This is a genomic window from Sideroxydans lithotrophicus ES-1 (assembly GCF_000025705.1).
Taxonomy (GTDB): Bacteria; Pseudomonadota; Gammaproteobacteria; order Burkholderiales; family Gallionellaceae; genus Sideroxyarcus; species Sideroxyarcus lithotrophicus.
In genome coordinates this window covers 1,898,034-1,925,000 of the sequence record NC_013959.1, presented here as the reverse complement: position 1 = coordinate 1,925,000, position 26,967 = coordinate 1,898,034, and the positions used below count along the sequence as shown (strand labels likewise).

Sequence of the window (26,967 nt, the reverse complement as noted above, 5' to 3'; positions counted from 1 at the left end):
CATGAGTAGCGATAAAGGGAGTGAAAGGCTCCCTCGCCGAAAGCCCAAGGTTTCCTGCGCAACGTTCATCGGCGCAGGGTGAGTCGGCCCCTAAGGCGAGGCAGAAATGCGTAGTCGATGGGAAACAGGTTAATATTCCTGTACCTCAATGCAATGCGATGTGGGGACGGAGAAGGTTAAGCGAGCCAGGTGTTGGATGTCCTGGTTTAAGCGTGTAGGGAGATCTCTTAGGCAAATCCGGGAGGTCAATCCTGAGGCGTGATGACGAGTGCCTTCGGGCGCGAAGTTGCTGATACCAAGCTTCCAAGAAAAGCCACTAAGCTTCAGTTGCATTGGGACCGTACCGCAAACCGACACAGGTGGGCAGGATGAGAATTCTAAGGCGCTTGAGAGAACTCGGGTGAAGGAACTCGGCAAATTAGCACCGTAACTTCGGGAAAAGGTGCGCCCCGCTAGAGTGTAGAGACTTGCTCTCGAAGCTCGATGGGGTTGCAGTGAAATGGTGGCTGCGACTGTTTAATAAAAACACAGCACTCTGCAAACACGAAAGTGGACGTATAGAGTGTGACGCCTGCCCGGTGCTGGAAGATTAAATGATGGGGTGCAAGCTCTTGATTGAAGTCCCAGTAAACGGCGGCCGTAACTATAACGGTCCTAAGGTAGCGAAATTCCTTGTCGGGTAAGTTCCGACCTGCACGAATGGCGTAACGATGGCCACACTGTCTCCACCCGGGACTCAGCGAAGTTGAAATGTTTGTGAAGATGCAATCTCCCCGAGGCTAGACGGAAAGACCCCATGAACCTTTACTGTAGCTTTGCATTGGATTTTGAATAGACCTGTGTAGGATAGCTGGGAGGCTTTGAAGCGGTGTCGCCAGACATCGTGGAGCCGACGTTGAAATACCAGCCTGGTGTGTTCGAGGTTCTAACCTAGATCCGTAATCCGGATTGGGGACATTGCATGGTAGGCAGTTTGACTGGGGCGGTCTCCTCCCAAATTGTAACGGAGGAGTACGAAGGTATCCTAGGTACGGTCGGACATCGTACTGATAGTGCAATGGCAAAAGGATGCTTAACTGCGAGACTGACAAGTCGAGCAGGTGCGAAAGCAGGTCATAGTGATCCGGTGGTTCTGTATGGAAGGGCCATCGCTCAACGGATAAAAGGTACTCTGGGGATAACAGGCTGATTCCTCCCAAGAGTTCATATCGACGGGGGAGTTTGGCACCTCGATGTCGGCTCATCACATCCTGGGGCTGTAGCCGGTCCCAAGGGTATGGCTGTTCGCCATTTAAAGTGGTACGTGAGCTGGGTTTAAAACGTCGTGAGACAGTTTGGTCCCTATCTGCCTTGGGCGCTGGAAGTTTGAGGGGACCTGCTCCTAGTACGAGAGGACCGGAGTGGACGTATCTCTGGTGTACCGGTTGTCACGCCAGTGGCATAGCCGGGTAGCTATATACGGAAGAGATAACCGCTGAAAGCATCTAAGCGGGAAACTCGCCTCAAGATGAGACTTCCCTGGAGATTCGATCTCCCTGAAGGGTCGTGGAAGACTACCACGTTGATAGGTCGGGTGTGGAAGCGCAGTAATGCGTTAAGCTAACCGATACTAATTGCCCGTGCGGCTTGATCCTATAACATTAGGTCAGTTGCAAGTAGTAACGCTCGCAGCAATCAAGACCACTTTTTTACTTCTTCCAAAATTACATCAAGCGCTGGAACTCTAAACCAGCTTCAGCGATTGATAACAGTTATGTCTGACGACCATAGCAAGTTGGCCCCACTCCTTCCCATCTCGAACAGGACAGTGAAACGACTTCGCGCCAATGATAGTGTGCATCCGCATGTGAAAGTAGGTCATCGTCAGACTCCTTACAAACAACAAAGCCCTCCTCGTGAGGGCTTTGTTGTTTGTGGCGTTTGAAAATCGATCTTCTTGAACGCAGTGACAACGAGCCGCTGTTTGGCTCGTTGTGGTGGAGACTAACTTGCGCAGCAAGTTACGTGGGAGTCAAAGTAGGTCAGAAAGTGCGAGCTTGCGCTGCAATGACCTTATGTTAGGCGCTTCTTCTTTTGAGGCGCCACCCGTTTTGCGATACAATCGCTCTCCATGACCAAATACATCTTTATAACCGGCGGCGTTGTCTCTTCCTTAGGAAAAGGCATCGCCGCCGCTTCACTTGCGGCTATCCTGGAGTCACGTGGACTCAAGGTGACGATGCTCAAACTGGATCCGTATATCAATGTCGATCCGGGAACGATGAGTCCGTTCCAGCACGGCGAAGTCTTTGTTACCGAAGACGGAGCAGAAACAGATCTGGACTTGGGACACTACGAGCGTTTCATTTCGGCCAAGATGCGCAAGGCCAACAACTTCACTACCGGGCAGATATACGAAAGCGTCATTCGCAAAGAAAGGCGCGGCGAATATCTTGGCAAGACAGTGCAAGTGATTCCGCATATCACCAATGAAATCCAGGCGTTTGTTGAGCGAGGTGCGGCGGCTTCTCTTGATGGGAAAGCCGATGTGGCTATTGTCGAGATCGGCGGGACAGTAGGTGATATCGAGTCATTGCCTTTTCTCGAAGCGGCTCGCCAAATGGGGCTCCGCCTGGGACGTCACCAAGTGGCATACGTCCATCTGACGCTGGTTCCCTATATTGCTACTGCCGGCGAATTGAAGACCAAGCCGACACAGCACAGTGTGCAGAAGTTGCGTGAGATCGGCATCTTCCCAACTGCATTGATATGTCGTGCGGATCGCTGTATTCCGGATGACGAGCGTTCGAAGATATCGTTGTTTGCCAATGTGCGTGAAGATAGCGTAATTTCAATGTGGGATGTGGATAGTATCTACAAAGTGCCGCAAATGTTGAACGAACAAGGGTTGGATCGCATCATTTGCGAAGAGCTGGCACTGGATGCGCCACCAGCCGATCTTGCCGAATGGCAAAAACTGATAGTCGCGCAGGAGAATCCGCAACACCACATCACCATCGGTATGGTCGGCAAGTATGTCGACCTTACGGAATCTTACAAATCATTGATCGAAGCGTTGCGCCACGCCGGTATCCACACTTCCACGCGCGTGAACATCGAATATCTGGACTCCGAAGCGATCGAGAACGAAGGTACCGGCAGCCTGAAGAATCTCGATGCCATACTGGTGCCCGGAGGTTTCGGTGTGCGCGGTACGGAAGGCAAGATTGCTGCGATTCGTTATGCTCGCGAGAACAAGATCCCTTATCTTGGGATTTGCCTCGGCATGCAGCTTGCGGTGATAGAGTATGCGCGGCATGTTGCAGGCATGAAAGATGCGAATAGCACGGAATTTGATCTCGAGACAGAGCATCCGGTGGTGGCGCTCATCACCGAATGGTTGGATCGGGATGGGAAAGTGGCCAAGCGTAGCGCCGACTCGGATATGGGTGGCACCATGCGTCTTGGTTCGCAACGCTGTCCGATCAAGCCCAATACGATGGCGCAACGCATCTATGGCGATGAAGTGAACGAGCGTCACCGTCACCGTTACGAAGTAAATAATCATTACGTGCCTGCGCTGGAGAAAAACGGCCTGATCATTTCTGCACGCACGCCTTCCGAGGATCTGCCTGAGATGATGGAATTGTCCCAGACCATGCATCCATGGTTTGTCGGTGTGCAGTTCCACCCCGAATTCACCTCCACACCTCGCGCCGGGCACCCGCTATTCAAGGCTTATGTTGAAGCTGCCGTAAAACATAAGGAGGCGGCATGAAATTGTGTGGATTTGAAGTTGGCCTGGATAAGCCGCTGTTCCTGATTGCCGGTCCATGCGTGATCGAATCCGAGCAGATGGCGTTGGACACTGCTGGCCAGTTGAAAGAGATTTGCCAGAAACTGGGTATCCCGTTCATCTATAAATCTTCTTACGATAAAGCCAATCGCAGCTCCGGCAAGACCTTTCGGGGTTTTGGCATGGAGGCCGGTCTGAAGATTCTGGAGAAGGTTAAGGCGCAGATCGGCGTACCGGTATTGACCGACGTGCATACCGAAGACGAGATTGCGCCGGTGGCTGCCGTGGTGGACGTCCTGCAGACGCCCGCATTCCTGTGTCGTCAGACCGATTTCATCCATGCTGTAGCAAGATCCGGCAAGCCGGTGAACATCAAGAAAGGCCAGTTCCTTTCGCCTTGGGACATGAAGAACGTGGTGGACAAGGCACGCGAAGTAAGCGGTGCAGACAACATCATGGTATGCGAACGCGGTGCTTCGTTTGGCTACAACAATCTGGTGTCGGACATGCGCTCGCTGGCGGTGATGCGCAACACCGGCTGTCCGGTGGTGTTCGATGCCACGCACTCTGTGCAATTACCCGGGGGGCAGGGCACGGCGAGTGGTGGTCAACGCGAATTTGTGCCGGTATTGGCGCGGGCAGCCGTTGCCGCCGGAGTGGCTGGATTGTTTATGGAAACACATCCCGATCCCGCCAAAGCATTGTCGGATGGCCCCAATGCGTTTCCGTTGGGACATCTGCAGGAGTTGTTGCAGACACTCAAAGCACTGGATGTTTTGGTGAAGCAGCAAGGTTTTATTGAAGAGAACGTTAACTTGAAAAGTGTGTGAGTGAAGGAAGAATAAGAATGAGTGCAATCGTTGATGTCGTAGCGCGTGAGATATTGGATTCCCGTGGCAATCCCACGGTCGAGGCGGATGTATTGTTGGAGTCTGGCGTGATGGGGCGGGCTGCAGTGCCGTCCGGCGCTTCGACTGGTGAGAATGAGGCGATGGAACTGCGCGATGGCGACAAGAAACGCTATCTGGGCAAAGGCGTGCTGAATGCTGTAGAAAACGTGAACACCGAGATCGCTGAAGCGATTATCGGCCTGGATGCCGCCGAGCAGGCCTTCATCGATCAGACCATGATCGACCTGGATGGTACCGAGAACAAATCGCGTCTGGGTGCCAACGCCATCCTCGCTGTGTCCATGGCCGTGGCCCGTGCGGCCGCTGAAGAAAGCGGCTTGCCGCTGTATCGTTATCTCGGCGGAGCAGCGCGCATGGAGATGCCAGTGCCAATGATGAATATCATCAACGGCGGAGCGCACGCGACCGGCGGCGCAGACATCCAGGAATTCATGATCATTCCGGTTGGCGCAGAAAGTTTCCGCGAAGCGCTGCGTTGCGGAGCTGAAGTGTTCCATGCCCTGAAAGCGATCCTGCACAAGCGTGGCTTGACCACCACCGTCGGCGATGAAGGTGGTTTCGCCCCGGCGCTGGGTTCCAACGAAGCCGCACTGAAGGTCATCGTCGAGGCTATCGAGGCTGCAGGTTATGTGCCCGGCGCAGATGTTGCTATCGGTGTCGATGCGGCCGCTTCCGAATTCTATAAGGATGGCAAATACCATCTGAAGGCGGATGGCCTGACACTAACCTCCGCGCAAATCATCGACATGTATGCTTCATGGGTAGACAAATACCCGGTTATCACGCTGGAAGACGGCATGAGTGAGCATGACTGGGATGGCTGGAAGCTGCTGACCGATCGTCTTGGCAAAACCATCCAGCTGGTTGGAGACGATATTTTTGTGACCAACACCAAGATCTTGCGCGAAGGGATCAAGCGCGGCATCGCCAACTCCATCCTGATCAAGGTGAACCAGATCGGCACACTGACCGAGACGTTCGCAGCTATCGAAATGGCCAAGCGCGCCGGCTACACCGCCGTGATCTCGCATCGTTCCGGTGAGACCGAAGACTCCACGATTGCGGACCTGGCTGTGGCGACCAATGCTTTGCAGATCAAGACCGGCTCGCTGTCCCGTTCCGATCGCATGGCGAAATACAATCAATTGCTGCGCATCGAAGAAGACCTTGGCGACAGCGCCTCCTATCCGGGACGTGAGGCCTATTACCAATTAGGCTGAATGGATGCGTGTAGTCACCTACATCCTGCTTGCTCTTCTCCTGCTGTTGCAATATCCGCTCTGGCTGGGGAAGGGTAGCTGGTTGAAGGTATGGGATATGGACAGGCAGGTCGAAGCACAGAAGCAGCTCAACGAGCAGACCCAAAAGCGCAATGCATCACTGGATGCTGAAGTGCGTGATCTGAAAAACGGCACTGAAGCCGTTGAAGAGCGTGCACGCAGTGAGATGGGCATGGTCAAGCAGGGAGAGGTGTTTTTCCAGATAGTCGGGGAAGAGGCTGCAGCAACTGCTTCTGGAGTAATCGCTGCTCAGCCTGCGAAAGGCGCCATCAAGTAATCACCGTAGGTTGTTCACGCCCAGTGCGCGTCTGCAATTCCGAGATGCGCAACGCGATCTGGATCAATTCCTTCAAGGCTTCCTGCGCATCCTGATGGTGCCGGGAAGCATCCGCTTCGAATGCCTCCAGATACATCCGTAACGTAGCGCCTTCAGTGCCGGTACCGGAAAGGCGAAAAATGATGCGCGAACCATCGCTGAAGAGGATGCGCACGCCCTGGCCTTTGCTCAGACTGCCATCCACTGGGTCGATGTAGCTGAAGTCATCGCACGTTTTCACTGTGTATTTACCGAACGCCTTGCCGGGAAGGGCAGCGAAACTCTCGTGCAGATGTTGCATGACGCTATTCGCTGCATCCGTCGGCAAGCCTTCATAGTCGTAGCGCGAATAGAAGTTGCGGCCGAATTTTGCCCAATGTTCGCGCACGATGGTTTCCACCGATTGTTTGCGCACAGCAACGATATTCAGCCAGAACAGCACTGCCCACAGGCCATCCTTCTCGCGCACATGGCTGGAGCCGGTGCCGAAGCTTTCCTCCCCGCACAGCGTGACCTTGCCTGCATCCATCAGGTTGCCAAAGAATTTCCAGCCGGTCGGGGTTTCGAAGCAGCGGATGTTAAGGGATTTTGCCACGCGATCCACGGCTGCGCTGGTGGGCATCGACCTCGCGATGCCCGCCAATCCTTGCCTGTAGCCCGTTACCAGTGTTGCATTGGCTGCCAGCAAGGCCAGGCTGTCGGACGGGGTTACGAAGAATCGTTTGCCCAGGATCATGTTGCGGTCGCCGTCGCCATCCGATGCTGCGCCAAAATCCGGGGCTTCGGCACCATACATGATCTCCACCAGATCATGAGCGTAGGTCAGGTTGGGGTCGGGATGTCCGCCGCCGAAATCCTCCAGCGGCACGGCATTCATCACGCTGTCGACAGGGGCGCCGAGGCGAGTAACCAGTATCTCCTTGGCATAGGGGCCGTTCACTGCATGCATCGCATCGAATCTGATCTTGAAGCCGCCTTTGAGCAGAGCCCGTATCGCCGCGAAATCGAACAGCGACTCCATCAGTTCGGCATAGTCGCTGACCGGGTCGATCACCTTCACCTTCATGCCGCCCAGCGTGGTCTCACCAGGCTTGTCGAGCGCCACATCAGCCGCGTCGAGGATGCGGTAGCTGGAGAGGGTCTTGCTCTTGGCGTAGATCGCCTCGGTCACCGTTTCGGTGGCCGGGCCGCCGTTGCTGCTGTTGTACTTGATGCCGAAGTCTTCCTTGGGGCCGCCCGGGTTGTGGCTGGCCGAGAGGATGATGCCGCCGTAGGTCTTGTATTTGCGGATCACGCAGGAGGCTGCCGGGGTGGAAAGGATGCCGCTGCGCCCCACCAGCACTTCGCTGAAACCGTTAGCCGCCGCCATCTTCAGGATGATCTGGATCGCCTCGCGGTTGTAAAAGCGCCCGTCGCCGCCGAGCACCAGTGATGCTCCTTTTGGCGCGGCGATGCTGTCGAATATGCTCTGGACGAAATTCTCCAGATAATTCTGCTGCTGGAACACCGGAACCTTCTTGCGCAGGCCGGAAGTGCCGGGTTTCTGGTCGGAAAAAGGCTGGGTGGCAACGGTACGGATACTCATCAATGACCTTTCAGGGTAAATTGTGGCTCGTGTCTTTCCGGTCAAATCATACCATCGGCCTTGCACGCACAAGCCAAATTGTGCCGCTCAGGGTAAGCTAGCGCACTCAGATCGAATCGCTACATCCATGACCACCGGCACCGCCCAACAGATCCTGCGCGACACCTTCGGCTATGCCTCTTTCAGAGGGGCGCAGCAGGCTATCGTCGAGCATGTGGTCGCGGGCGGCGATGCACTGGTACTGATGCCAACGGGCGGCGGCAAGTCCCTGTGTTACCAGATCCCCGCACTGATGCGCAAAGGTGTCGGCATCATCGTGTCGCCGTTGATCGCGCTAATGCAGGATCAGGTCGATGCGCTAAAACAGCTTGGTGTATCGGCCGCTTTCCTCAATTCCAGCCTGGAGGCCGAAGAGGCCCGCGAAGTCTCGCGGCAACTGATGCGCTGCGAATTGAAACTGTTGTACGTCGCGCCGGAACGACTGCTGACCGAGGGTTTCCTGAACCTGCTGGAGCGCCTTAATCAGGACAACAACATCGCCCTGTTCGCCATTGACGAAGCGCACTGCGTCTCGCAATGGGGACACGACTTTCGTCCCGAGTACCGCGGGTTGACCGTATTGCACGAGCGCTTTCCGAGCGTGCCGCGCATCGCGCTCACCGCCACTGCGGATGCGCCCACGCGCAGCGAGGTCGTCGAGCGCCTGTCATTGGAGCAGGCAGAGCAATTCGTTTCCAGCTTCGACCGCCCCAACATCCGCTATCGCGTCACACTCAAGGATAACGCGCGCAAACAGTTGCAGGACTTCCTCGAAACAGAGCACCCCGACGATGCGGGCATCGTGTATTGCCTGTCGCGCAAGAAGGTCGAAGAGACTGCCGCCTGGTTGAAGGAACAGGGCTGGGATGCCTTGCCGTATCACGCCGGACTGGATGCCGCGGTGCGCAGCAAGAACCAGAAAAAATTCCTGCGCGAGGAGGGCGTGATCATGGTCGCCACCGTCGCCTTCGGCATGGGCATCGACAAGCCCAACGTGCGCTTCGTCGCCCACCTCGACCTGCCCAAAAGCATGGAAGGCTACTATCAGGAAACTGGCCGGGCCGGCCGTGACGGCCTGCCCGCGAATGCCTGGATGGCGTACGGCCTCGGCGATGTAGTCTCCATGCGCCAGATGCTGCTGTCCGGTGACGCACCGGAAGAGCGCAAGCGCGTCGAACTGCAGAAGCTCGATGCGCTGCTCGGCTTCTGCGAATCCACCGCCTGCCGCCACCAGACCATCCTGCGCTACTTCGGCGAAGAACATCCCGGTGACTGCAATGAATGCGACAACTGCCTGTCGCCCGTGGATACCTGGGATGCCACCAAGGCCGCGCAGATGGCACTGTCCTGCATCTACCGCACCGGGCAACGTTTCGGCGTCGTGCACCTCATCGACGTGTTGCTGGGCAAGACGACACCCAAGGTCGAGCAGTTCAACCACCAGCAACTCAGCACCTTCGGCATCGGCAAGGAACTAGCGCAACAGCAATGGAGCAGCGTCTATCGCCAGCTTGTCGCCGCCGGATTCATCAATGTGGACATCGAAGGCTATGGCGGACTGCAGCTGGCCGAAGCCGCTCGCCCCGTGCTACGCGGTGAGCAGGAGGTCTGGCTGCGCCGCGATGCCGAGCCAGCCAAACGCAAGAGCAGCATGGCCGAACGCGGTTCGCGCTTGCGCGAGGCCTTCGCCGGGGCCAACGACGATCCCTTATGGCTTGCCCTCAAGGCCAAACGTACCGAACTCGCGCGCGAGCAGGGCGTGCCGCCCTATGTCATCTTCCACGACAGCACCCTGCTGGAGATACTCAACCGCAAACCGCAGACGCTGGACGAAATGGGGCGGATCAGCGGTGTGGGACAGGCTAAACTGGCGAAGTATGGCGATGCATTCTTGCTGGTAGTGGAGGATGCAACGAACAATGGGAGAGGTTAGTGCTGCTGATTGATGCGGCCTGACTGGCAATATGTGATTATCGTCACAGACGAGCAATTGCCATTGCACTATGTTGTGTCCCTTACTCAATTTCGTCGGGAGTTCAAATGTTGAAGAATCGCCTTGCCTTGCTAGCTATCGTGCTGTGGGTTGTCACAATTGCCGTGTTTGCATGGTTCTTTGTGCGTGGCAACACGGAAGCGGGGACGGATGGCAGAAACACAGTGGTATTGGCTGCTTCTGAACGCAACCTGATCCTGGGCGAGATGCGAGCCTTGCTGGCTGCATCGCAACAGGTCGTGCAGGGTATCCAGCAGGGTGACATGAAGCGGGTGGCTGAATCGGCACGTGCCGTCGGCATGGCTTCCGCGGTTGACGTCAACCCGGCATTGATGGCAAAACTGCCGGTGGCATTCAAATCGCTCGGCATGAGTGTGCATCGTGATATGGACGATTTGGCTCAAGCTGCCGACAAGGGGAAGTCTTCTGCCGAATTGCTGGGTATGCTTTCCAATACCATGTCCAAGTGCGTCGGCTGCCACTCGGGCTGGCAACTCAAGGCGGTGCAGTAATCCTTTCTCCAAGTGCGGCATCCCACCCGTCATTGACTGTAGCCGGCTGCAAATTTCTTTTGGAGATTGAAGCAACACGGTACTTAGGGCAAGATGCGCCCTCGGGAATCATGTTTTAACCAATACAAGAGAACAGCAATGGGCGCACAGTGGAAAGCCAGACATAAAGAAGTCGCAGCAAACGCAAAAGGCAAGATATTCGGCAAGCTCGCCAAGGAGATCATGGTTGCCGCGCGCGGCGGCGCCGACCCGGCGGCCAATTCGCGCTTGCGCTTGGTGGTAGAACAGGCAAAGAAAGCCTCAATGCCGAAAGACACGCTGGATCGCGCCATCAAGAAGGGCGCAGGCTTGCTCGATGACGGCGCCAATCTGGAACGCCTTGTCTATGAAGGCTTTGCGCCGCATCGCGTACCCGTCATCGTGGAATGCCTGTCCGACAACGTCAATCGCACCAAGTCCAGCATGAACGTGCTGTTCCGCAAAGGGCAGCTTGGCGCCGAAGGCTCTGTTTCCTGGGACTTCAGCTATGTGGGCATGATCGAAGCGACGCCGAACTCCAAGGAGGCCGATTCTGAAGTGGCAGCCATCGAAGCGGGGGCGCAAGACCTTGAACCCTCCGAAGAGGGTGCGACTCTCTTTATCACCGAAGTCACCGACCTCGATGCAGTATGCAAAGCACTACCTGCGCAGGGCTTCACCGTCATCTCTGCTCAATTGGGCTATCGCCCGAAAAATCCTGTCACCATCAGCAACGATACCGAACGTGAAGAAGTGGAAGCATTTCTGGAAGCAATAGATGCGGATGATGATGTGCAGAACGTCTATGTGGGATTGGCGGGTTAAAAGCTGACGCAAGGTACATCGGGTAATGCTGCAAGTCTGGAGTTCAACAAAAAACGGCCCGTGCAACCCCATAGCATAAGGATTGCGCGGGCCGGGAATTGCTACTTTGCTGCAGTCTGGTGCTTTCCGCCCAGCACCTTGCCGTTTACGGTTTCGCCATATCTGCAATTTTCATCGTGATACTCTTTCTTGGTCTGTGCCACATTTCCCTTGAAACGCGGATCTTGCGGGCGTTCATGTGACATCACGAAAGTGGCTACGTCCCATGCTTCCTGATCGGTGAGCGTGCCGCCCTTGGATAGTGGCATATTGGCCTTGATGAAGGCTGCGGCGGTATTTATGCGGTGCATGCCTGCGCCCCAGTTAAATGATTCAGATCCCCATAGCGGCGGGAATATGTATTTTCCGTCGACCTTCTTTCCTTCGCCGTTGCTACCGTGGCACACCTGACAGTTTTCAACGAAGACAGTTTTACCTCGGTTGGCGTCGGGTATGAGGCCGGGCTTGGGCACTTCCGGATAGCCCGCTCCCTTAAGTTTCGCTCCAACAGGCGCGCCGGTTGCCAGCCAATACGAATAGGTCACCAATGCAACCATTTCAGGACTATCAACTGCAGGAGCCTTGCCGTTCAAACTGTATTTGAAGCAACCCTGAATCCTTTCTTCATAGGTGTTCACCTTGTTGTTCTTGGCTCTATAGGCCGGGTAACGTACATAAGCTGCCCATAATGGAGATGAATTCTCCTTGCGGCCGGATGCAAGGTGGCAGTTGACGCAGTTCAGGCTGTTGCCTACGTATTGCTTGGCATAGTGCTGGGTGTCCTCAAAAATGTTCTTGCCCTGACGCACGATTTTGCCGAACTCGTTGTTGGGAATTTCCTCATCATTCGGTGGTGTGAAAACGAGTGCCTTAGCCGCTGTCGGTGTTGAAGTTTCGCTGGCGGCAAAGACGGTAACTGATGTGGCGATCATGGCAAAAGTAATGGCGATAGCGATGGGATTCTTCATTTCTGGTTTCCATTGGTTGATTGTTGGTCAGCAAGGTAGGCCGAGACTGCCTCTATCTGTTCTGGCGATAATTTGTCTGCAACCGACTTCATCAATCCTGCTGGGTCATTTGAGCGAGTGCCGGATTTCCAGGCTTCAATCTGGTTGGAAATATATAAGGCAGATTGGCCGGCAATGGCGGGGAAGTGCGGTGCTATGCCTTTTCCGTTAGGGCCATGGCATTGAAAGCAAGCTGGTATCTCATGACTCCAGTCGCCGACAGTGGCGATGGCTTCACCTTTGCGCAACAATGCCGGATCAGCACCTTGAGGCGTGGTTAAGGGGACGGGCAGTGCCGCATAGTATGCGGCGACCTGCGTGACTTCAGTCTCGGTCAGCAAATCCGCGATCGGCTGCATGATCGGATTGCTACGCTTGCCAGCGCGGAAATTCTTCAATTGCTGTTCAATATAGGCTGCATTTAATCCGGCCAACCGGGGGATGCCGGCTGAGGGTGTGCCGCCTCCATCAGTGCCATGGCATGACTGGCAGGCCGGAGCACCCTGCTTGTTGCCTTGCAAAGTGATGTTCCTTGCTTCATCCGCAGCTTGGGAAAGTATGGGGATGCAGGTTAATGCTGCTAGTAATATTTGCTTCAAGATTTGCTCCTTCTATAACTCAATATGTTGACAATAACTGTCGGGTTTTGTGGCGCAAACAGTGTGTGTTTTTTATTCATGCATTTACTCCGCAAGAGCTTTAGTCTGAAAAATTCGGCAAAGTCCGTGAATATCGAGACTGGCCAACTTGGTTCTGCCTTGCATATGTGACCTGCTAACTAATTGCTGATAAACAACGAAGGCAATTAATAATATAATACTATACTAATATAGTAAACTACCACTCGGAAATGGCAAGGATGAAGCGGCAAGTGTCGCCGCACAATCACTTGGTAATTGAGGAGCAGAGCCGGAGCATGCCGAAAAGATGTCAGGTGTCCAAATAGTACTGACAGAACACTCTTCCCGTAGGCGGTTGTACTCGCAATGGGAATCGTATTCGACTCTGTATCAGGCAGGTTACACGCATGGCAGGACAAACCTGCCGGCTAACTGGCGAATGGGATCCGGACAGCACTAGCCGACAGCTTGAAGATATTGCAGGCAATTCAGGGAAAATCGGGACATCAACCTTACTACTTAAACCACTTATCCATTGAAACCAGCAATTTATCTATCACGCCGAATTTGGCAAGTATAAAAAATACGATTATTCCCAAGATGATCCCGATTCCAAAAGCTTGAGCTGTTGCATTCATGATGCCCTCCTTCAATATTGCCGAAAATCCATAGTTGCTGAGCGCCTGGTTTGCTTGCTACTTGTTGTAACCAGGCGCAACCTCAGACTTATCACTTGTCAGAATAGTTCGACGACCGTATCGCGTTTCACGTAGGCCAACGCCCATGCGCCAATCGTTAAGGAGCATGCGATTATTTTGGCGAAAAGAGACGTGATGATCAGCATATTTAACATCAAGAGCGCAGTAAACGCCGTGATGTTAAATGCAATGATCATGTAGACGATTACCATTGGAAGCTTGAACATAGAACTCTCCTTACTAATTGCAATAATTAACGTTGATTATGCTTGGACTCGATGCGTATATTTCAATGCACAAGTTCATAAAGCCGAGTTGCGGACCAATCGAGCCGAGGGCCGTCATGGTATCGACCTGTCCAGCGTTGATCGGCGATCTTTGCCGGTTCTGGATTCCGCATTAGCCATATTTTGCTGGACGCACTGACGCCATTGCCCACTGGAGGCATTGCCTGGGTCGTGCTGCAGGAAGCACTCGCACTTGCATGCCGCGGCACGGTAGCATTCCGCCATGTTGCCGACCTTGCACAATGACTGCTGAGTTTCGCATTGGCTGTTGCAGGCATTGGCAAGCTGGCGCTCCCTCAGTTGCTGTTCGATAGGTACCTGTGCCGGTATCTGTTGCTGGGTATAGATGCCCCACATCATCATCGCTACACCCATCACAAAAAAACCGCCAACCAGCCAGTTGAAGCGGGAAAAAATCATGCCGATCTTTTCGCTCCAGGATGAACTGCTGGCTTTATTGCCGAATTCGAAACTCAATAACCCTTTGGTTCCGGATTTGTCATGCAGCCGGTTGCATGCATCGATACATTCACCGCAATTGATGCAGCTATCGAAGATTTTGATCTCGGTTGGCTCAATGCTGGTGACGCAAGATGCTGCGCAATAATTGCATTTGCTGCATTCGTCCGAGCGTGAAGCATCGTAATTCACGTGCAATGCGTCTTGAGTCTTGAACATCTTCTGCCCGATGCGATACAGGCAGGCATAGTCGCACATGAAGTAGCGGACAACAGCTATGTCGATGAAGATGAGGAACACGGCAAAGTAATAAAGCCGTTGCATGAATGCAGACAACTGGGCGCTGGAGCTGGGTGAGAAGAACGACCAGACTTCGGCGAGCGAGAAGAAGAACAAGAACGGGACGAGCGCCAGTATCATTGATACACCCAGGAAAGCGGCGGTAAGAATGACCCAATTGGAAATCTTGTTCTTGGATGCGGCGACTTTCAAGCCCTCGCCATCTACGGCAACACTGGCACGCTTGCCCAACAGCTTATAGGTCAGGTTGTTAGCCCATTCGGAAAGCAGGTTCTGCGGACATGCCCACCCACACCAGGCTGTGCCGAGGGTCATGTAGATGATGATAGGCACGGTGACCAGCAGTATTGCCAGACCAAACACGAACGAGAAGTTGGACCACCATATCTGGCTATCCAGGATAGTGAAGCTGGCCGTGGTCAGGTCGATACGAAACAGTCCCAATGCCGGTATCAAGGCGATCAGCAGGAGTGTTCCCAACTGCACGGCCCTTCTTTTCCAGCGGTATTGCGCTGAGGTCATTCTTGCTCCTGAATTGTATGGTTGCTGGCTGATTGCAAGTGTGTTTTCGTATCCGGCAGGCTATGGGTTCGAATATCTTCACTTCCGGCGCCGGATCCAAAACTGAAGTTGCGATTTTCAGCAGGGAAAACGCTCAGGCCATCTGCATGACATATAAGCAGATTCTAATATATCAATATTCCTCCTGCATCGCAAGCCAAAGAAGCCGACACAGCCATTTGCGCTGCGATGATCATCGGTGGAAACAGCGCAGCGAATCTCAATGGATGATACACAAACGGGGAAGGGCATCACCTGCCAGCAGCTCGATGCCATTCAGTGCTGGCCAAGAATGGCGAGCATCGTTTCCAGGTCGACGATCTTGTCTCGCGGTGCGTTGCGCCGCTCCCCGCGTGCGATCTCTATTTCATCGATCTGTTTCCAGTCGCTAAAAGTGACAATCTGCAGACCGCGTTTGCGAAGCAAAGAGACGATGGCTTCACGATCCGGAAGTGTTCGTGCAGAAAGACCTGCGCTGTCAATCAACATATGCTTGGCAACATGGGCGGATGCAGCTTTGTGCGTGCCGATCAGGCCTTGCGGACCCGTCCGCGCCCAACCGACCACGTACTCGTTGGAGATCACAGCGCGAGTGACCGGGTCGACTACGCGCCCATCTTCATTGGCAATCACATGTGTTTTTTCGTCATAGGGAACCCCAGCTATCCGTTCAACGCTGTAGCCGATCGCTGGCAGCACCATTCCTGCATCGAGTATCTCGATCTCACCGGTGCCGCGCGCGGTGATTGTGCCGTCTGCACGGGTCTCAAGGCGATTCTTCTCCAGCTTGAGTCCGGAGACATTGCCGGCAGCGTCGGCAATCACCTCGGTTGGCGAAACGAGGAAACGCATATGCAGTTTCTTTGCTTTCGTGCCGGGTTGCCGGGCGGCAAATGCCTGGAGGATCTTCAGATTCTTGTCCTTCTGCGAAATGTCCGCAGATTCCGGGACAGCGCAAGCCGCAAGCTCGCCGGGTGCGACGATGGGCTCGGCATCCTCCATCTCGCCAAGTTCCCTGAGTTCCGCGGAGGTAAAAGAAGCCTGCTCCGGGCCGCGCCGTCCGAGCATGAATACCTCGCGTACCTGGCTGTTGCGCAGCACTTCCAGTGCATGTGCGGCAATGTCCGTCTTTTCGAGTTCGGCAGGTGTGCGCAGCAGGATTCGAGCGGCGTCGATTGCCACGTTGCCGTTGCCGACCACCGCGACACGCGACACCGACAGATCGAATTTTGCATGACGGTAATCGGGGTGCCCGTTATACCAGCCGATAAAGACGGAAGCAGGCGTGCAGCGCGCTATGCCTTCTCCCGGAATGCCGAGGCGGCGGTCTGCCTCATTGCCAATCGCATAAACGATCTGGTGGTAATGCTGGCGCAATTCATCCACCGTCAAGTCGACGCCGAGACACACATTGCCAAAGAACCTGAACGTAGGCCGCGCGGCTGTTTTTTCATAGACGCGGGTGACTGCCTTGATGTTCTGATGGTCGGGGGCGACTCCTCCGCGCACAAGGCCGAAAGGAGTAGGGAGGCGATCGAACATGTCGACATGGATTACCTCATCCGTGCGTCTGAGCAATGCCTCCGCGGCATAGAAGCCGGCCGGCCCGGAACCGATAATTGCGATACGCATGAACAGTCTCCACGGTAAATAATGTTTGCAGCGTATGCTAGCATTTTAAGCGCGATGAACTTGCGATAGGGAGCGATCCATGGGAAAAACCCGTCTGGAAGCATTCAGCGATGGCGTACTCGCCATCATCATCACGATCATGGTGCTTGAGCTGAGGGTGCCGCACGGCTCCGATCTGCAGTCGCTTCAACCTTTGCTGCCAGTCTTCCTGAGCTATATCCTCAGCTTCATATACCTCGGTATCTACTGGAACAATCACCACCACATGCTGCACACGGTAAGGCGTGTCACTGGCGCAATCCTGTGGTCGAACCTGCATCTGCTGTTCTGGTTGTCGCTGGTGCCGTTCGTCACCGGCTGGATGGGCGAGAACCATTTTGCCGCGCTGCCCACGGCACTGTACGGAGTGGTGCTGTTCATGGCGGCAGTCGCTTACCTGATATTGCAGAGCCGCATCATTTCCGCGAACGGCGGCAAGGATTCCCTGCTGGCCAAAGCGGTCGAGAAAGACCGCAAAGGAAAAGTTTCGCAGGTGTTGTATGCCATCGCCATTCCGCTCGCCTTCTGGAACCAGTGGCTGTCGGATGCACTATACGTGCTGGTTGCAGTCATCTGGCTGATCCCGGACCGGCGTATCGAGAGAATACTCGAGGAGTAGAATCAGTTCATGCTATCTTGAACGCAGAATAATTTCGCGACAGTTCCGGAATGACACGCCATATTCACCGAGAAATGCATCGCACAGAGCGCATAGGCTGGTTACGCGCCGCCGTGCTTGGAGCGAATGACGGCATCGTATCCACGGCCAGCTTGGTGGTTGGTGTGGCTGCGGCCAATGTATCGCGCGGCGAACTGATGCTGGCCGGCGTGGCCGGACTGGTCGCCGGTGCGATGTCGATGGCTGCGGGCGAGTATGTGTCGGTCAGCTCCCAGTCCGACACCGAAAAAGCCGATCTGGCACGCGAACGCGCCGAGTTGCTTGCGCAACCTGAACATGAGCATCAGGAATTGGCGGCTATCTATATCAAGCGTGGATTAAGTGCCGAATTGGCCGCAGAAGTCGCCAGGCAGCTGATGGTGCATGACGATCTGGGCGCGCATGCCCGTGACGAGCTGGGTATCAGCGAAATGATGAGTGCCAATCCGGTACAGGCTGCCTTCACGTCCGCACTGACCTTCTCGGTGGGCGCATCATTGCCCCTGTTGGCGGCTGTGATGGCTCCGGTATCAATGGTCGTTCCCGTGGTGGCTGGTACCTCACTTGTCGTACTCACTGCGCTGGGGGCAATATCTGCTCGTGCAGGCGGTGCGCCTGTATTCAGGGCCTCGCTACGTGTCGTGTTCTGGGGAGCTCTGGCGATGGCGCTGACCGCCGGCGTGGGCAAGCTGTTCGGTACGGTGGTGTAAGACCAGGCGGCCAGAATTCAGGCCGCAGAATGATGCATGGCAACTTGCCTTGAGTTTGCCACAGCCGCAACCCGGATCGAAAGCTGTCATTCCAGTCGCATTTTAATTGCCTGGTGTTGAAGAGCAAATAAGCAAGCATGTACGACAAATCAGTTTCGCTGTTCGTAGAGCAATCAGGAGGTGCCATGAAAAATCATTTCACTCTTATAACATTATGGGCTGCCGCATTTTTGGCAGTGCCAGCGTATGGACAGATGATGGGCATGATGCGGGGAGGCGGCATGATGAACATGTCGATGCTCCGTGCTCAATATGTCAGACAGCATGGAGTCGACGCAGCTTACGCCTCCAAACGGAATCCGCTGAAGCACTCAGCCGGGAATATCGAGGACGGGAAGCGCCTCTATGAGCAGAATTGCGCCCTGTGTCATGGAGCGACCGGGCTGGGCGATGGCGAAGCTGGAAAAAGCCTTAACCCGCCGCCTGCAAATATCGCAGCAATTGGCAGAAGACCCATAGCAAGCGATGGATACGTCTACTGGGCCATCGCAGAAGGAGGAGTGCCATTGGGTACGGCAATGCCGCCATTCAAAGGCACTCTCAAGGAAGATGAGATTTGGAAGATCATGGTTTATTTGTCGGCGTTATAAGCCCCGGCAAACTGTTGCAAATTCGCAGATTCACCAGACGGTGTCACCAGTGTGGAGCGTAGGATGTGTAACGCCGCTTAACTTTCCAGATCGCGTTTTTTCTGCATGAATTCTTCTTGCCCGATCTCGCCGCGTGCATAGCGTTCCTTGAGCAGGTCGAGCGCGGATTTTTCGCGCTCGTCATTACTCCGGCCTCCTGAGTTGCGGCAGCTTCTCACCAGCATCACGATGCCGGCGATCAGCAACACCCAGAACAGCAGCATGCCCAGGCCCATGCCGCCCCAGCTCCAGCCATATCCGTTCATATGTCCATACATTTCCTATCCTTTGCCGACCGCACTGCGGCCTAAAGTTTTACGCGGCGCAGCCTCAACGCGTTGGTGATCACCGACACCGAACTGAAACTCATCGCCGCGGCGGCGATGACCGGCGACAGCAGCAGCCCGAAGAACGGGTACAGCACGCCGGCCGCGACCGGCACGCCGAGCGCGTTGTAGATGAAGGCGAAGAACAGGTTCTGGCGGATGTTCTTCATGGTCGAACGCGACAGGCGCACCGCGCGCACGATGCCGGAGAGGTCGCCCTTGACCAGCGTGACGCCCGCGCTTTCCATAGCCACGTCGGTGCCGGTGCCCATGGCGATGCCGACTTGCGCCTGGGCCAATGCCGGCGCGTCGTTGATGCCGTCGCCGGCCATCGCCACGATGCGGCCCTCCGCCTGCAACTGTTTGACCACGGCTGCCTTCTGCTCGGGCAGCACCTCGGCCTCGACGCGGTCAATGCCGAGTTTCTGAGCGACCGCCAGGGCGGTGGCGCGATTGTCGCCCGTGAGCATGATCACCCGTATGCCTTCCGCGTGCAGTGCCGCGATCGCATCCGGCGTCGACGCCTTGATCGGGTCGGCGACGCCGACGAGGCCGGCTGCCTTGCCATCGACGGCCAGCAGCATCACGGTCTGTCCTTCGGCACGCAGCGCCTCGGCGCGTGCGGGCAGGGCGCCGGCATTGATCTGCAGTTGCTCGAACAACTTCAGGTTGCCCAGCGCGATGCGATGTTCGGCGACCATGCCGGAGATGCCCTTGCCGGTGTGCGAAGCGAAATCGTTCACTTGTTCGAGCGCGAGCTTTCGTTCCTGTGCGCCCTTGATGATGGCGGCGGCGAGAGGATGTTCGCTGGCGCGCTCCAGACTGGCGCCGAGCTGCAGCACTTCGTTTTCGTCAAAGCCCGGCAGGGCGGCGACAGATACCAGTTTCGGTTTGCCCTCGGTCAGCGTGCCGGTCTTGTCGACCACCAACGTGTTCACCTTCTCCATGGTCTCCAACGCCTCGGCATTCTTGATCAGCACGCCCGCCGTCGCACCGCGCCCAGTGCCCACCATGATGGACATCGGCGTGGCCAAGCCCAGTGCGCACGGGCAGGCGATGATCAGCACCGCCACCGCGTTGACGATGGCGTGGGTCAGCCGCGGCTCGGGACCGGCCAGCCACCACACGGCCAGGGTGAGCAATGCAGCGCCCACCACTGCGGGCACGAAATAGCCGGAGGCGATGTCGGCCAGGCGCTGGATCGGTGCGCGCGAACGCTGCGCTTCGCTGACCATGTGCACAATCTGCGCCAGCAGCGTTTCGGCTCCGACCCTTTCCGCGCGCATCAACAGGCTGCCGGTGCCGTTCACGGTCGCGCCGATCAGTTTTGCGCCCGCAGTCTTCTCGACCGGGATGGCCTCGCCCGTGACCATGGATTCGTCCAGCGCGCTGGCGCCATCGAGCACCACGCCGTCCGCCGGCACCTTCTCGCCGGGGCGCACGCGCAACACATCGCCGGGTTGCACCTGCTCCAGCGGGACATCTTCCTCGCGGCTGTTCGAAAGAAATTCGCGTAGCGATTCGATTGCTCCCTCGCCCGCAGGCGGGAGAGGGGTGGGGTGAGGGGAGCGCACGATGCGCGCTATCTTGGGGGAGAGCCCCAGCAGCAGTTTGATCGCAGCACTCGTCTGGCTGCGCGCGCGCAACTCCATCACCTGGCCGAGCAACACCAGCGCCATGATCATTGCCGATGCCTCGAAATACACCGGTACCAACCCCCCCATGCTATGCATCGTCGGCGGGAAGATGGTGGGCAGCAGCATCGCCACCACGCTGTATGTCCACGCCACACCCACACCCAGCGCGATCAGGCTGAACATGTTGAGACTGCGGTTGACCAGCGATACCCAGCCGCGCTGGAAGATCGGCCAGCCGGCCCAGATCACCACCGGCGTTGCCAGCGCGAATTCCAGCCATTGCAACACCGACATGGAAACAAAACCCGGCATCAGTTGCGGCGCCAGATCGGAAGTCATCGCCATGATGAACACCGGCAAGGCCAGTGCCACACTGAGCCAGAAGCGGCGCGTCATGTCGTTCAATTCGATATTGTCTTCCTCTGTGGCATTGCGCGGTTCCAATGCCATGCCGCACTTCGGGCAACTGCCGGGCCTGCTGCTTACCACTTCGGGATGCATGGGGCAGGTGTAGGTTGCATCCTTGATTGCCGCTGACGAAGGAGGTACTGCCTTGGCAGGCTGGTCGAGAAAGTCGGCCGGGGATGCCTGGAATCTGGTCAGGCAGTGCGCACTGCAGAACAGATATGTTTTTCCCTCATGTTCGTGGCGATGGGGACTGTCCGGAGATACCGTCATGCCGCATACAGGATCGACTGCCATGACTTGCTCCTTAATTTTGTGATCGATATGCAGTGTACTCCCGGATGCTCATAACCCCGTCAGCAACGCCAGCTGATATCCATCACTCATTCCCCTTTGCCATTGACATGACCGGTATAAAGATCGCGCCTTGTGAGTGGGACAGGATCGGAAAAAGGCATGCGTTTGGAAGCCAATATCTGGTACAGGCCGGTATGACCTTCCTCGAACTGCTGGGCGCAGGCTGCCATATAGAACCGCCAGATGCGGTAGGTAGGTTCGGATACGTGGCTTATCGCTTCTTCATGATGCTGTTCGAGACGTCTTACCCACTCGCGCAACGTCAACGCATAATGATGGCGCAGCCCTTCGACATCGTGGATCTCGAATTTCGCATCTTCCATGATCTGTTGCACGGTGCTGATAGTTTCGAGTTGCCCGTCCGGAAAGACGTAGCGATTGATGAATTCGGTCGTGATGCTCTTCTTCCAGCCTCCCTCATCGCTGGTGATGCCGTGGTTCAGGAACAGGCCGCCAGGTTTGAGTACCCGGTTGGCCACGGCAAAATAGGCCGGCAGGTTCTTCAGGCCTACGTGCTCGAACATGCCAACGCTCGCCAGCTTGTCGTACTCGGCCTCGCCCTTGAGGTCGCGGTAGTCCATCAGTTCGACGGTAACCTTTTGTCCGAGCCCGCGGCGATTGATCGTTCGTTGAGCATGATCGTACTGCTTGCGGCTTAGCGTGATGCCGTGCGCATTCACGCCGTAGTGTTCCGCCGCCCAGCAGATCAGCGCCCCCCAGCCACAGCCGATATCGAGCAGCCATTCGCCCGGCTTGAGCCGCAATTTGCGGCAAATATGATCGAGCTTGTTGCATTGCGCTTGTTCCAGGCTCTGGCTGGCCTCCTCGTAATAGGCGCAGGAATAGACCATCTGCTGGTCCAGCCACAGCGCATAGAAATCGTTGGAAACATCGTAGTGGAAGGAGATGGCATCCCGATTAAGTTCTTTACCGGCTTCCAGGCCAAGTTTTTGTTTAAGGTTCTTTGCCCATTTTCGACTGCCTTGCGACTCGGTCTTGTCCGGTTTGATCATCAAGGCCTTGGCTGCAAATATGGCCTTCTCTGTGAGCGACAAGTGCAACGAAGCCAGATAGTGGCGCAGCTTGAGCACGCTGTAGAGATCGCCATCGACATCGATGAGGCCCTGAAAATAGGATTCGACGACGCGCAGCGGATGGTGCGACATGACCATGTCCTGGAAGGCCTTGGAGGAGCGGAAGGTCAAAGAGAACTCAGGTCGACCTCGCCCCGCGTTGATCACGGAACCGTCCCAGAGGCGGATGAGAAAACTTCCTTCGAAATTCCGGAACAATCGTGCAAGGATATGTTTTGCCAGCTCGCTGCCGGGATTGCGGCCGGAAATGCTATTCTGGTAAGTGTCTGCCATTTCACAAAACTCCTTCCTGAACGGTTAGAGAATGTTCGATCAAGCCACTTCAAAATAAATACAACTGCCCCGAAGCACAGGACTGCATGACAGAACCGGAATGACTTTCCCGGCCGCATAAAGGATACCGAAGCAAAACGCCCGTTCAGCAGGGAACGAGCGTACTCCATGTGCTGCATTGGAACTGCGGAGTGTGCCAAGGTTCCATGCGGGACGTGCAGAGAAAGTCCCTCGTTGCATCGACATCGGGCAGGCGCGTCCGGCTAGCATTTGACACCGTTCAGCGCCTGGGTTCAATGCGGGTAATCACCCATTTGCCGAATGGATTTTGTTCCAGTTCAAACAGCACGGCATCACCCACCTTCATGCCCATTGGCACGGGATCCTGCAGCCCGAACCACATGGTCATTGCGGGCCACTCCAGGTCGGCAATCGGTTCATGGGCGATCTGGATCTTGCGAGCTTTCTCGTTCACCGCCCTGATCACACCGGCTCCCTTGTGACTTGACGTCGCGGCAGCAGCCGGCATTGCCATTGTCATCTGTTGCTGCGACATGTCGTGGTCATGTGTGGCAGCATGCGCTATTCCGCTGCCGATCGCGAGGCTCATGCCCAGTAAGAGTGTCAAAGTTTTCATTGCTGTTCCTTTCCGGTTGGATGGGGTGCAGTGAGATTCGCCTGTTCTGTCGCACCCCGGGTGGCAGATGCAAGCTGGTGTTGTTTGAGCAGTGCATAGATGGCTGGTATCACCAGCAGCGTCAGCACGGCCGAGGAGATCATGCCGCCGACCATTGGCGCGGCGATGCGGCGCATCACTTCCGAGCCGGTCCCACTGCTCCACAGGATGGGCAGCAAACCGGCCATGATCGCCACCACGGTCATCATTTTCGGGCGCACTCGTTCTACCGCACCCTGCATGATGGCGCGGTGCAGATCGGCAGCAGTCGCAGGCCGTCCTGCTTCCTCGCAACGCATCAGGACTTCCTGCCAGGCCTGCTCCAGGTAGATCAGCATCACCACGCCGGTCTCCGCTGCCACGCCGGCCAGCGCGATGAAACCGACCGCCACCGCCACCGAGAGGTTGTAGCCGAGCAGCCACAGCAGCCACACCCCGCCGACCAATGCGAACGGCACCGACAGCATCACGATCAGCGATTCGGCGACACGCTGGAAATTGAGGTATAGCAACAGGAAGATGAGCAGCAGCGTGATGGGGATCACGATCTTCATCTTGGCCGCGGCGCGTTCCATATATTCGAACTGGCCGCTCCAGGCGGCGTAGTAGCCGGGCGGGAACTTCACCTGATCGGCCACTGCCTTGCGTGCTTCGGCCACATAAGAACCGATGTCGCGGTCGCGGATGTCCACATAGATGTAGGCCGAGAGCAGCGAGTTTTCGGTGCGGATGGATGGTGCGCCCATGCTGATGTTCACCCTGGCGACCTGCCCGAGCGGGATCATTGCACCGTTATTTGCGGTAAGCAGCACTTCGCGCGCGATCTGCTCCGGTGAGTCGCGCAGGTCGCGCGGATAGCGCACGTTCACACCGAAGCGCTCCAATCCTTCCACCGTGGTGGTGACGTTCTCGCCGCCCAGCGCGGTGGCGATCACATCCTGTACCTCGCCCACCGACAATCCGTAACGCGCCAGTGCCAGCCGGTCCGGCTCGATGTTCAGGTAGTAGCCGCCGGTGATGCGCTCGGCATAGGCGCTGCTGGTACCCGGTATCTTCTTGACCACGGACTCGATCTGTTTGGCGAGACGTTCCATCTCGTCCAGATTCTTGCCGAACACCTTGATGCCGATGGGCGTGCGGATGCCGGTGGAGAGCATGTCGATGCGCGCCTTGATCGGCATGGTCCACGAGTTGGCCACGCCGGGGAATTGCAGTGCCTTGTCCATCTCGGCGATCAGCTTGTCGGTATCCATTCCCGGGCGCCAATCCTCCTGCGGCTTGAGGTTGATCACGGTCTCGAACATTTCCAGCGGTGCTGGATCGGTGGCGGTTTGCGCGCGTCCGGCCTTGCCGTACACCGACGCCACTTCGGGGAAGCTCTTGATGATCTTGTTCTGCGTCTGCAGCAGCTCCGCCGCCTTGGTCACCGACATGCCGGGCAATGCGGTAGGCATGTAGAACAGGGTGCCTTCGTTCAGCGTCGGCATGAACTCGCTGCCCAGCTTCATGGCAGGCCAGACGGATAGCAGAATGGTCAGAGCGGCAATGGCGAGCGTGGACTTCTTGCGTTGCAGCGCGGCATCGATGAGCGGGCGGTAGCCTGCGATCAGCCAGCGGTTCAGCGGATTCTCGGCTTCAGAGCGGACATGACCGCGGATGAACAGCAGCATCAGCACCGGCACCAGCGTGACGGAAAGCAAGGCTGCGCCTGCCATGGCGAAGGTCTTGGTGTAGGCGAGCGGGGCGAACAGCCGACCCTCCTGTGCTTCCAGCGTGAACACCGGCATGAACGATACGGTGATGATGAGCAGCGAAAAAAAGAGGGAAGGCCCCACTTCCTTGCATGCGGAGAGGATGGCGGCGGAGCGGCCGGCAAAAAGTGTTCCCTCATCCTTTGCCCTTCCCCCGGCGGGGGAAGGGAGTAAAGCCCCTCTCCCTTCGGGGGAGGGGTTGGGGTGGGGAAACACTCTTTGAACACCAGCTGATTGATCCAGTCTCTCCAGATGCTTATGCGCATTCTCGATCATCACGATCGCCGCATCCACCATCGCGCCAATCGCGATGGCGATGCCGCCCAGGCTCATGATGTTGGAGTTAAGCCCGAGCAGATGCATGGCGATGAAGGCGATCAGCACGCCGATGGGCAGCATCACGATGGCGACCAGGGCGCTGCGTGCATGCATCAGGAAGACCATGCACACCAGCGCGACGATCACTCCCTCTTCGAGCAAGGTGTGCTTGAGCGTGGCAATGGCGCGCAGGATAAGTTCGGAACGGTCGTACACCGTGTTGATGCTGACGCCCTCGGGCAAGCCGGGCGTGATCTCGGCGATCTTGTCCTTGATGTTGCGGATGACCTCCAGCGCATTTTGCCCGTAGCGGGCGATGGCAATGCCGGACACCACTTCACCTTCGCCGTTCAGTTCGGAGATGCCACGCCGTTCATCCGGACCCAGTTCGACACTGGCGATGTCGCGCAGCAGCACCGGCGTGCCGCGTTCGGCTTTCACCACCAGATTCTCGATGTCGCTGATGCCGTGCAGGTAGCCTTTGCCGCGCACCATGTATTCGGTCTCGGCCATCTCCACCACGCGTCCGCCGACATCGCGATTCGAGTCGCGTATGACCTCCGACACCCGGTTCAGCGGAATGCCGTAAGCGCGCAGCTTCACCGGATCGACCGTCACCTGGTACTGCTGCACGAAACCGCCCAGCGAGGCGACTTCCGCCACGCCGTGCGCCTTGGTCAGCTGATAGCGCAGGTACCAGTCTTGCATGGTGCGCAGCTCGGCGAGGTTATGTTTGTCGCTGAGCACGGCGTACTGGTACACCCAGCCCACGCCGGTCGCATCCGGCCCCAGTTGCGGCGTTACGCCTCTGGGCATGCGTCCGGCGATGCTGTTCAGGTATTCCAGCACACGCGAGCGCGCCCAGTAGATGTCGGTGCCGTCCTCGAAGATCACATACACGAAGGAGGCACCGAAGAACGAGAAACCGCGCACCACCTTCGATTTCGGCACGGCCAGCATCGCCGTGGTGAGCGGATAGGTGACCTGGTCTTCCACCACCTGCGGTGCCTGTCCCGGATATTCGGTATAGACGATCACCTGCACGTCGGACAGGTCGGGCAGCGCATCCAGCGGAGTCTTGATCAGCGCATAGATGCCCGCCAGTGTGACGAACAAGGTTGCCAGCAGAACCAGAAAGCGGTTGCGTGCCGACCATTCGATGATATTCGAGAGCATG

The 26,967-nt window shown here is 56.5% G+C and carries 22 protein-coding genes and 2 rRNA genes (1 of these 24 cut by a window edge); 12 read left to right on the top strand and 12 right to left on the bottom strand.

What is annotated here, in order from left to right; all coding sequences use genetic code 11:
* From SLIT_RS09445 to ftsB, 6 genes are all read left to right on the top strand, one after another.
* Window positions 1-1,634 (top strand): 23S ribosomal RNA (locus tag SLIT_RS09445); it begins 1,252 nt to the left of the window's first position.
* Window positions 1,635-1,756: 122 nt separating this feature from the next.
* Window positions 1,757-1,869, top strand: a 5S ribosomal RNA gene (rrf, locus tag SLIT_RS09440).
* Between the two features lie 241 nt (window positions 1,870-2,110).
* Entirely contained in the window at window positions 2,111-3,757 is a 1,647-nt protein-coding gene (pyrG, locus tag SLIT_RS09435) for a CTP synthase (RefSeq protein WP_013030013.1), read from the top strand.
* Window positions 3,754-4,605, top strand: coding sequence for a 3-deoxy-8-phosphooctulonate synthase (gene kdsA, locus SLIT_RS09430; protein ID WP_013030012.1), 852 nt, complete (start codon window positions 3,754-3,756; stop codon window positions 4,603-4,605). The genes pyrG and kdsA overlap by 4 nt, the downstream gene beginning before the upstream one ends.
* Before the next feature lie 17 nt (window positions 4,606-4,622).
* Window positions 4,623-5,906, top strand: coding sequence for a phosphopyruvate hydratase (gene eno / locus SLIT_RS09425; protein ID WP_013030011.1), 1,284 nt, complete (start codon window positions 4,623-4,625; stop codon window positions 5,904-5,906).
* A 4-nt stretch (window positions 5,907-5,910) separates the two neighbouring features.
* Window positions 5,911-6,243 (top strand): cell division protein FtsB, encoded by a 333-nt coding sequence (gene ftsB, locus SLIT_RS09420; protein ID WP_013030010.1) that lies wholly within the window; start codon window positions 5,911-5,913, stop codon window positions 6,241-6,243.
* Here the strand turns inward: ftsB and SLIT_RS09415 are convergent.
* Window positions 6,236-7,867, bottom strand: a complete 1,632-nt coding sequence (locus tag SLIT_RS09415) for an alpha-D-glucose phosphate-specific phosphoglucomutase (RefSeq protein WP_013030009.1) — start codon at window positions 7,865-7,867, stop codon at window positions 6,236-6,238. The two genes, ftsB and SLIT_RS09415, sit on opposite strands and share 8 nt — an antisense overlap.
* Window positions 7,868-7,994: 127 nt before the next feature.
* On the opposite strand from SLIT_RS09415, the gene recQ reads away from it, so the two are divergent.
* The 3 genes from recQ (at window position 7,995) to SLIT_RS09400 (ending at window position 11,254) form a co-directional block, all read left to right on the top strand.
* Window positions 7,995-9,839, top strand: a complete 1,845-nt coding sequence (recQ, locus tag SLIT_RS09410) for a DNA helicase RecQ (protein ID WP_013030008.1) — start codon at window positions 7,995-7,997, stop codon at window positions 9,837-9,839.
* Window positions 9,840-9,946: 107 nt separating this feature from the next.
* Window positions 9,947-10,411 (top strand): hypothetical protein, encoded by a 465-nt coding sequence (locus SLIT_RS09405; RefSeq protein WP_013030007.1) that lies wholly within the window; start codon window positions 9,947-9,949, stop codon window positions 10,409-10,411.
* 138 nt (window positions 10,412-10,549) lie between these two features.
* Complete coding sequence (locus SLIT_RS09400; RefSeq protein ID WP_013030006.1) at window positions 10,550-11,254, top strand: YebC/PmpR family DNA-binding transcriptional regulator; 705 nt, start codon at window positions 10,550-10,552, stop codon at window positions 11,252-11,254.
* A gap of 101 nt (window positions 11,255-11,355) precedes the next feature.
* Here SLIT_RS09400 and SLIT_RS09395 read toward each other — a convergent pair whose 3' ends face one another.
* The 6 genes from SLIT_RS09395 to SLIT_RS09375 all read right to left on the bottom strand — a co-directional run bounded on the left by SLIT_RS09395 (window position 11,356) and on the right by SLIT_RS09375 (window position 16,857).
* The gene (locus SLIT_RS09395; RefSeq protein ID WP_013030005.1) at window positions 11,356-12,261 is read right to left on the bottom strand and encodes a c-type cytochrome; all 906 of its coding nucleotides are present in this window, start codon (window positions 12,259-12,261) and stop codon (window positions 11,356-11,358) included.
* A complete protein-coding gene (locus SLIT_RS09390) occupies window positions 12,258-12,899 on the bottom strand; it encodes a c-type cytochrome (protein WP_013030004.1) in 642 nt (213 codons plus the stop codon). Before SLIT_RS09390 ends, SLIT_RS09395 begins: the two co-directional genes overlap by 4 nt.
* Before the next feature lie 536 nt (window positions 12,900-13,435).
* Window positions 13,436-13,558 (bottom strand): hypothetical protein, encoded by a 123-nt coding sequence (locus tag SLIT_RS16285; RefSeq protein WP_013030003.1) that lies wholly within the window; start codon window positions 13,556-13,558, stop codon window positions 13,436-13,438.
* 98 nt (window positions 13,559-13,656) lie between these two features.
* Complete coding sequence (locus tag SLIT_RS09385; protein ID WP_013030002.1) at window positions 13,657-13,845, bottom strand: hypothetical protein; 189 nt, start codon at window positions 13,843-13,845, stop codon at window positions 13,657-13,659.
* Window positions 13,846-13,959: 114 nt separating this feature from the next.
* Window positions 13,960-15,186, bottom strand: a complete 1,227-nt coding sequence (locus tag SLIT_RS09380; RefSeq protein ID WP_013030001.1) for a 4Fe-4S binding protein — start codon at window positions 15,184-15,186, stop codon at window positions 13,960-13,962.
* Window positions 15,187-15,501: 315 nt separating this feature from the next.
* On the bottom strand, window positions 15,502-16,857 hold the full coding sequence (locus tag SLIT_RS09375; protein ID WP_013030000.1) for an FAD-dependent oxidoreductase: 1,356 nt from the start codon (window positions 16,855-16,857) through the stop codon (window positions 15,502-15,504).
* Window positions 16,858-16,936: 79 nt separating this feature from the next.
* Between SLIT_RS09375 and SLIT_RS09370 the strand changes: the two genes are divergently transcribed.
* From SLIT_RS09370 to SLIT_RS15260, 3 genes are all read left to right on the top strand, one after another.
* Entirely contained in the window at window positions 16,937-17,515 is a 579-nt protein-coding gene (locus tag SLIT_RS09370) for a TMEM175 family protein (RefSeq protein ID WP_013029999.1), read from the top strand.
* A 50-nt stretch (window positions 17,516-17,565) separates the two neighbouring features.
* Entirely contained in the window at window positions 17,566-18,264 is a 699-nt protein-coding gene (locus tag SLIT_RS09365) for a VIT1/CCC1 transporter family protein (protein WP_013029998.1), read from the top strand.
* A 185-nt stretch (window positions 18,265-18,449) separates the two neighbouring features.
* The gene (locus tag SLIT_RS15260; protein WP_013029997.1) at window positions 18,450-18,914 is read left to right on the top strand and encodes a c-type cytochrome; all 465 of its coding nucleotides are present in this window, start codon (window positions 18,450-18,452) and stop codon (window positions 18,912-18,914) included.
* Between the two features lie 77 nt (window positions 18,915-18,991).
* Here SLIT_RS15260 and SLIT_RS09355 read toward each other — a convergent pair whose 3' ends face one another.
* From SLIT_RS09355 to SLIT_RS09335, 5 genes are all read right to left on the bottom strand, one after another.
* Window positions 18,992-19,219, bottom strand: coding sequence for an SHOCT domain-containing protein (locus SLIT_RS09355; RefSeq protein WP_223293785.1), 228 nt, complete (start codon window positions 19,217-19,219; stop codon window positions 18,992-18,994).
* Window positions 19,220-19,260: 41 nt separating this feature from the next.
* Window positions 19,261-21,618: a heavy metal translocating P-type ATPase gene (locus SLIT_RS09350; RefSeq protein WP_013029995.1), complete on the bottom strand. Its 2,358-nt coding sequence runs from the start codon at window positions 21,616-21,618 to the stop codon at window positions 19,261-19,263.
* Between the two features lie 86 nt (window positions 21,619-21,704).
* Window positions 21,705-23,045, bottom strand: a complete 1,341-nt coding sequence (locus SLIT_RS09345; protein WP_013029994.1) for a class I SAM-dependent methyltransferase — start codon at window positions 23,043-23,045, stop codon at window positions 21,705-21,707.
* 280 nt (window positions 23,046-23,325) lie between these two features.
* Window positions 23,326-23,682: a copper-binding protein gene (locus tag SLIT_RS09340; RefSeq protein ID WP_013029993.1), complete on the bottom strand. Its 357-nt coding sequence runs from the start codon at window positions 23,680-23,682 to the stop codon at window positions 23,326-23,328.
* Complete coding sequence (locus SLIT_RS09335; protein WP_013029992.1) at window positions 23,679-26,966, bottom strand: CusA/CzcA family heavy metal efflux RND transporter; 3,288 nt, start codon at window positions 26,964-26,966, stop codon at window positions 23,679-23,681. The genes SLIT_RS09340 and SLIT_RS09335 overlap by 4 nt, the downstream gene beginning before the upstream one ends.
* Window position 26,967 lies beyond the last annotated feature (1 nt).

What these genes read in the sequence shown, in the direction of transcription:
- SLIT_RS09385 (WP_013030002.1), bottom strand. Translation starts at nt 13,845, where the DNA reads ATGTTCAAGCTTCCAATGGTAATCGTCTACATGATCATTGCATTTAAC.
- eno (WP_013030011.1), top strand. Translation starts at nt 4,623, where the DNA reads ATGAGTGCAATCGTTGATGTCGTAGCGCGTGAGATATTGGATTCCCGT.
- SLIT_RS09415 (WP_013030009.1), bottom strand. Translation starts at nt 7,867, where the DNA reads ATGAGTATCCGTACCGTTGCCACCCAGCCTTTTTCCGACCAGAAACCC.
- SLIT_RS09405 (WP_013030007.1), top strand. Translation starts at nt 9,947, where the DNA reads ATGTTGAAGAATCGCCTTGCCTTGCTAGCTATCGTGCTGTGGGTTGTC.
- ftsB (WP_013030010.1), top strand. Translation starts at nt 5,911, where the DNA reads ATGCGTGTAGTCACCTACATCCTGCTTGCTCTTCTCCTGCTGTTGCAA.
- SLIT_RS09400 (WP_013030006.1), top strand. Translation starts at nt 10,550, where the DNA reads ATGGGCGCACAGTGGAAAGCCAGACATAAAGAAGTCGCAGCAAACGCA.
- SLIT_RS09355 (WP_223293785.1), bottom strand. Translation starts at nt 19,219, where the DNA reads ATGAACGGATATGGCTGGAGCTGGGGCGGCATGGGCCTGGGCATGCTG.
- SLIT_RS09375 (WP_013030000.1), bottom strand. Translation starts at nt 16,857, where the DNA reads ATGCGTATCGCAATTATCGGTTCCGGGCCGGCCGGCTTCTATGCCGCG.
- SLIT_RS09365 (WP_013029998.1), top strand. Translation starts at nt 17,566, where the DNA reads ATGACACGCCATATTCACCGAGAAATGCATCGCACAGAGCGCATAGGC.
- SLIT_RS09350 (WP_013029995.1), bottom strand. Translation starts at nt 21,618, where the DNA reads ATGGCAGTCGATCCTGTATGCGGCATGACGGTATCTCCGGACAGTCCC.
- SLIT_RS09340 (WP_013029993.1), bottom strand. Translation starts at nt 23,682, where the DNA reads ATGAAAACTTTGACACTCTTACTGGGCATGAGCCTCGCGATCGGCAGC.
- SLIT_RS15260 (WP_013029997.1), top strand. Translation starts at nt 18,450, where the DNA reads ATGAAAAATCATTTCACTCTTATAACATTATGGGCTGCCGCATTTTTG.
- kdsA (WP_013030012.1), top strand. Translation starts at nt 3,754, where the DNA reads ATGAAATTGTGTGGATTTGAAGTTGGCCTGGATAAGCCGCTGTTCCTG.
- SLIT_RS09345 (WP_013029994.1), bottom strand. Translation starts at nt 23,045, where the DNA reads ATGGCAGACACTTACCAGAATAGCATTTCCGGCCGCAATCCCGGCAGC.
- recQ (WP_013030008.1), top strand. Translation starts at nt 7,995, where the DNA reads ATGACCACCGGCACCGCCCAACAGATCCTGCGCGACACCTTCGGCTAT.
- SLIT_RS16285 (WP_013030003.1), bottom strand. Translation starts at nt 13,558, where the DNA reads ATGAATGCAACAGCTCAAGCTTTTGGAATCGGGATCATCTTGGGAATA.
- SLIT_RS09335 (WP_013029992.1), bottom strand. Translation starts at nt 26,966, where the DNA reads ATGCTCTCGAATATCATCGAATGGTCGGCACGCAACCGCTTTCTGGTT.
- pyrG (WP_013030013.1), top strand. Translation starts at nt 2,111, where the DNA reads ATGACCAAATACATCTTTATAACCGGCGGCGTTGTCTCTTCCTTAGGA.
- SLIT_RS09380 (WP_013030001.1), bottom strand. Translation starts at nt 15,186, where the DNA reads ATGACCTCAGCGCAATACCGCTGGAAAAGAAGGGCCGTGCAGTTGGGA.
- SLIT_RS09395 (WP_013030005.1), bottom strand. Translation starts at nt 12,261, where the DNA reads ATGAAGAATCCCATCGCTATCGCCATTACTTTTGCCATGATCGCCACA.
- SLIT_RS09370 (WP_013029999.1), top strand. Translation starts at nt 16,937, where the DNA reads ATGGGAAAAACCCGTCTGGAAGCATTCAGCGATGGCGTACTCGCCATC.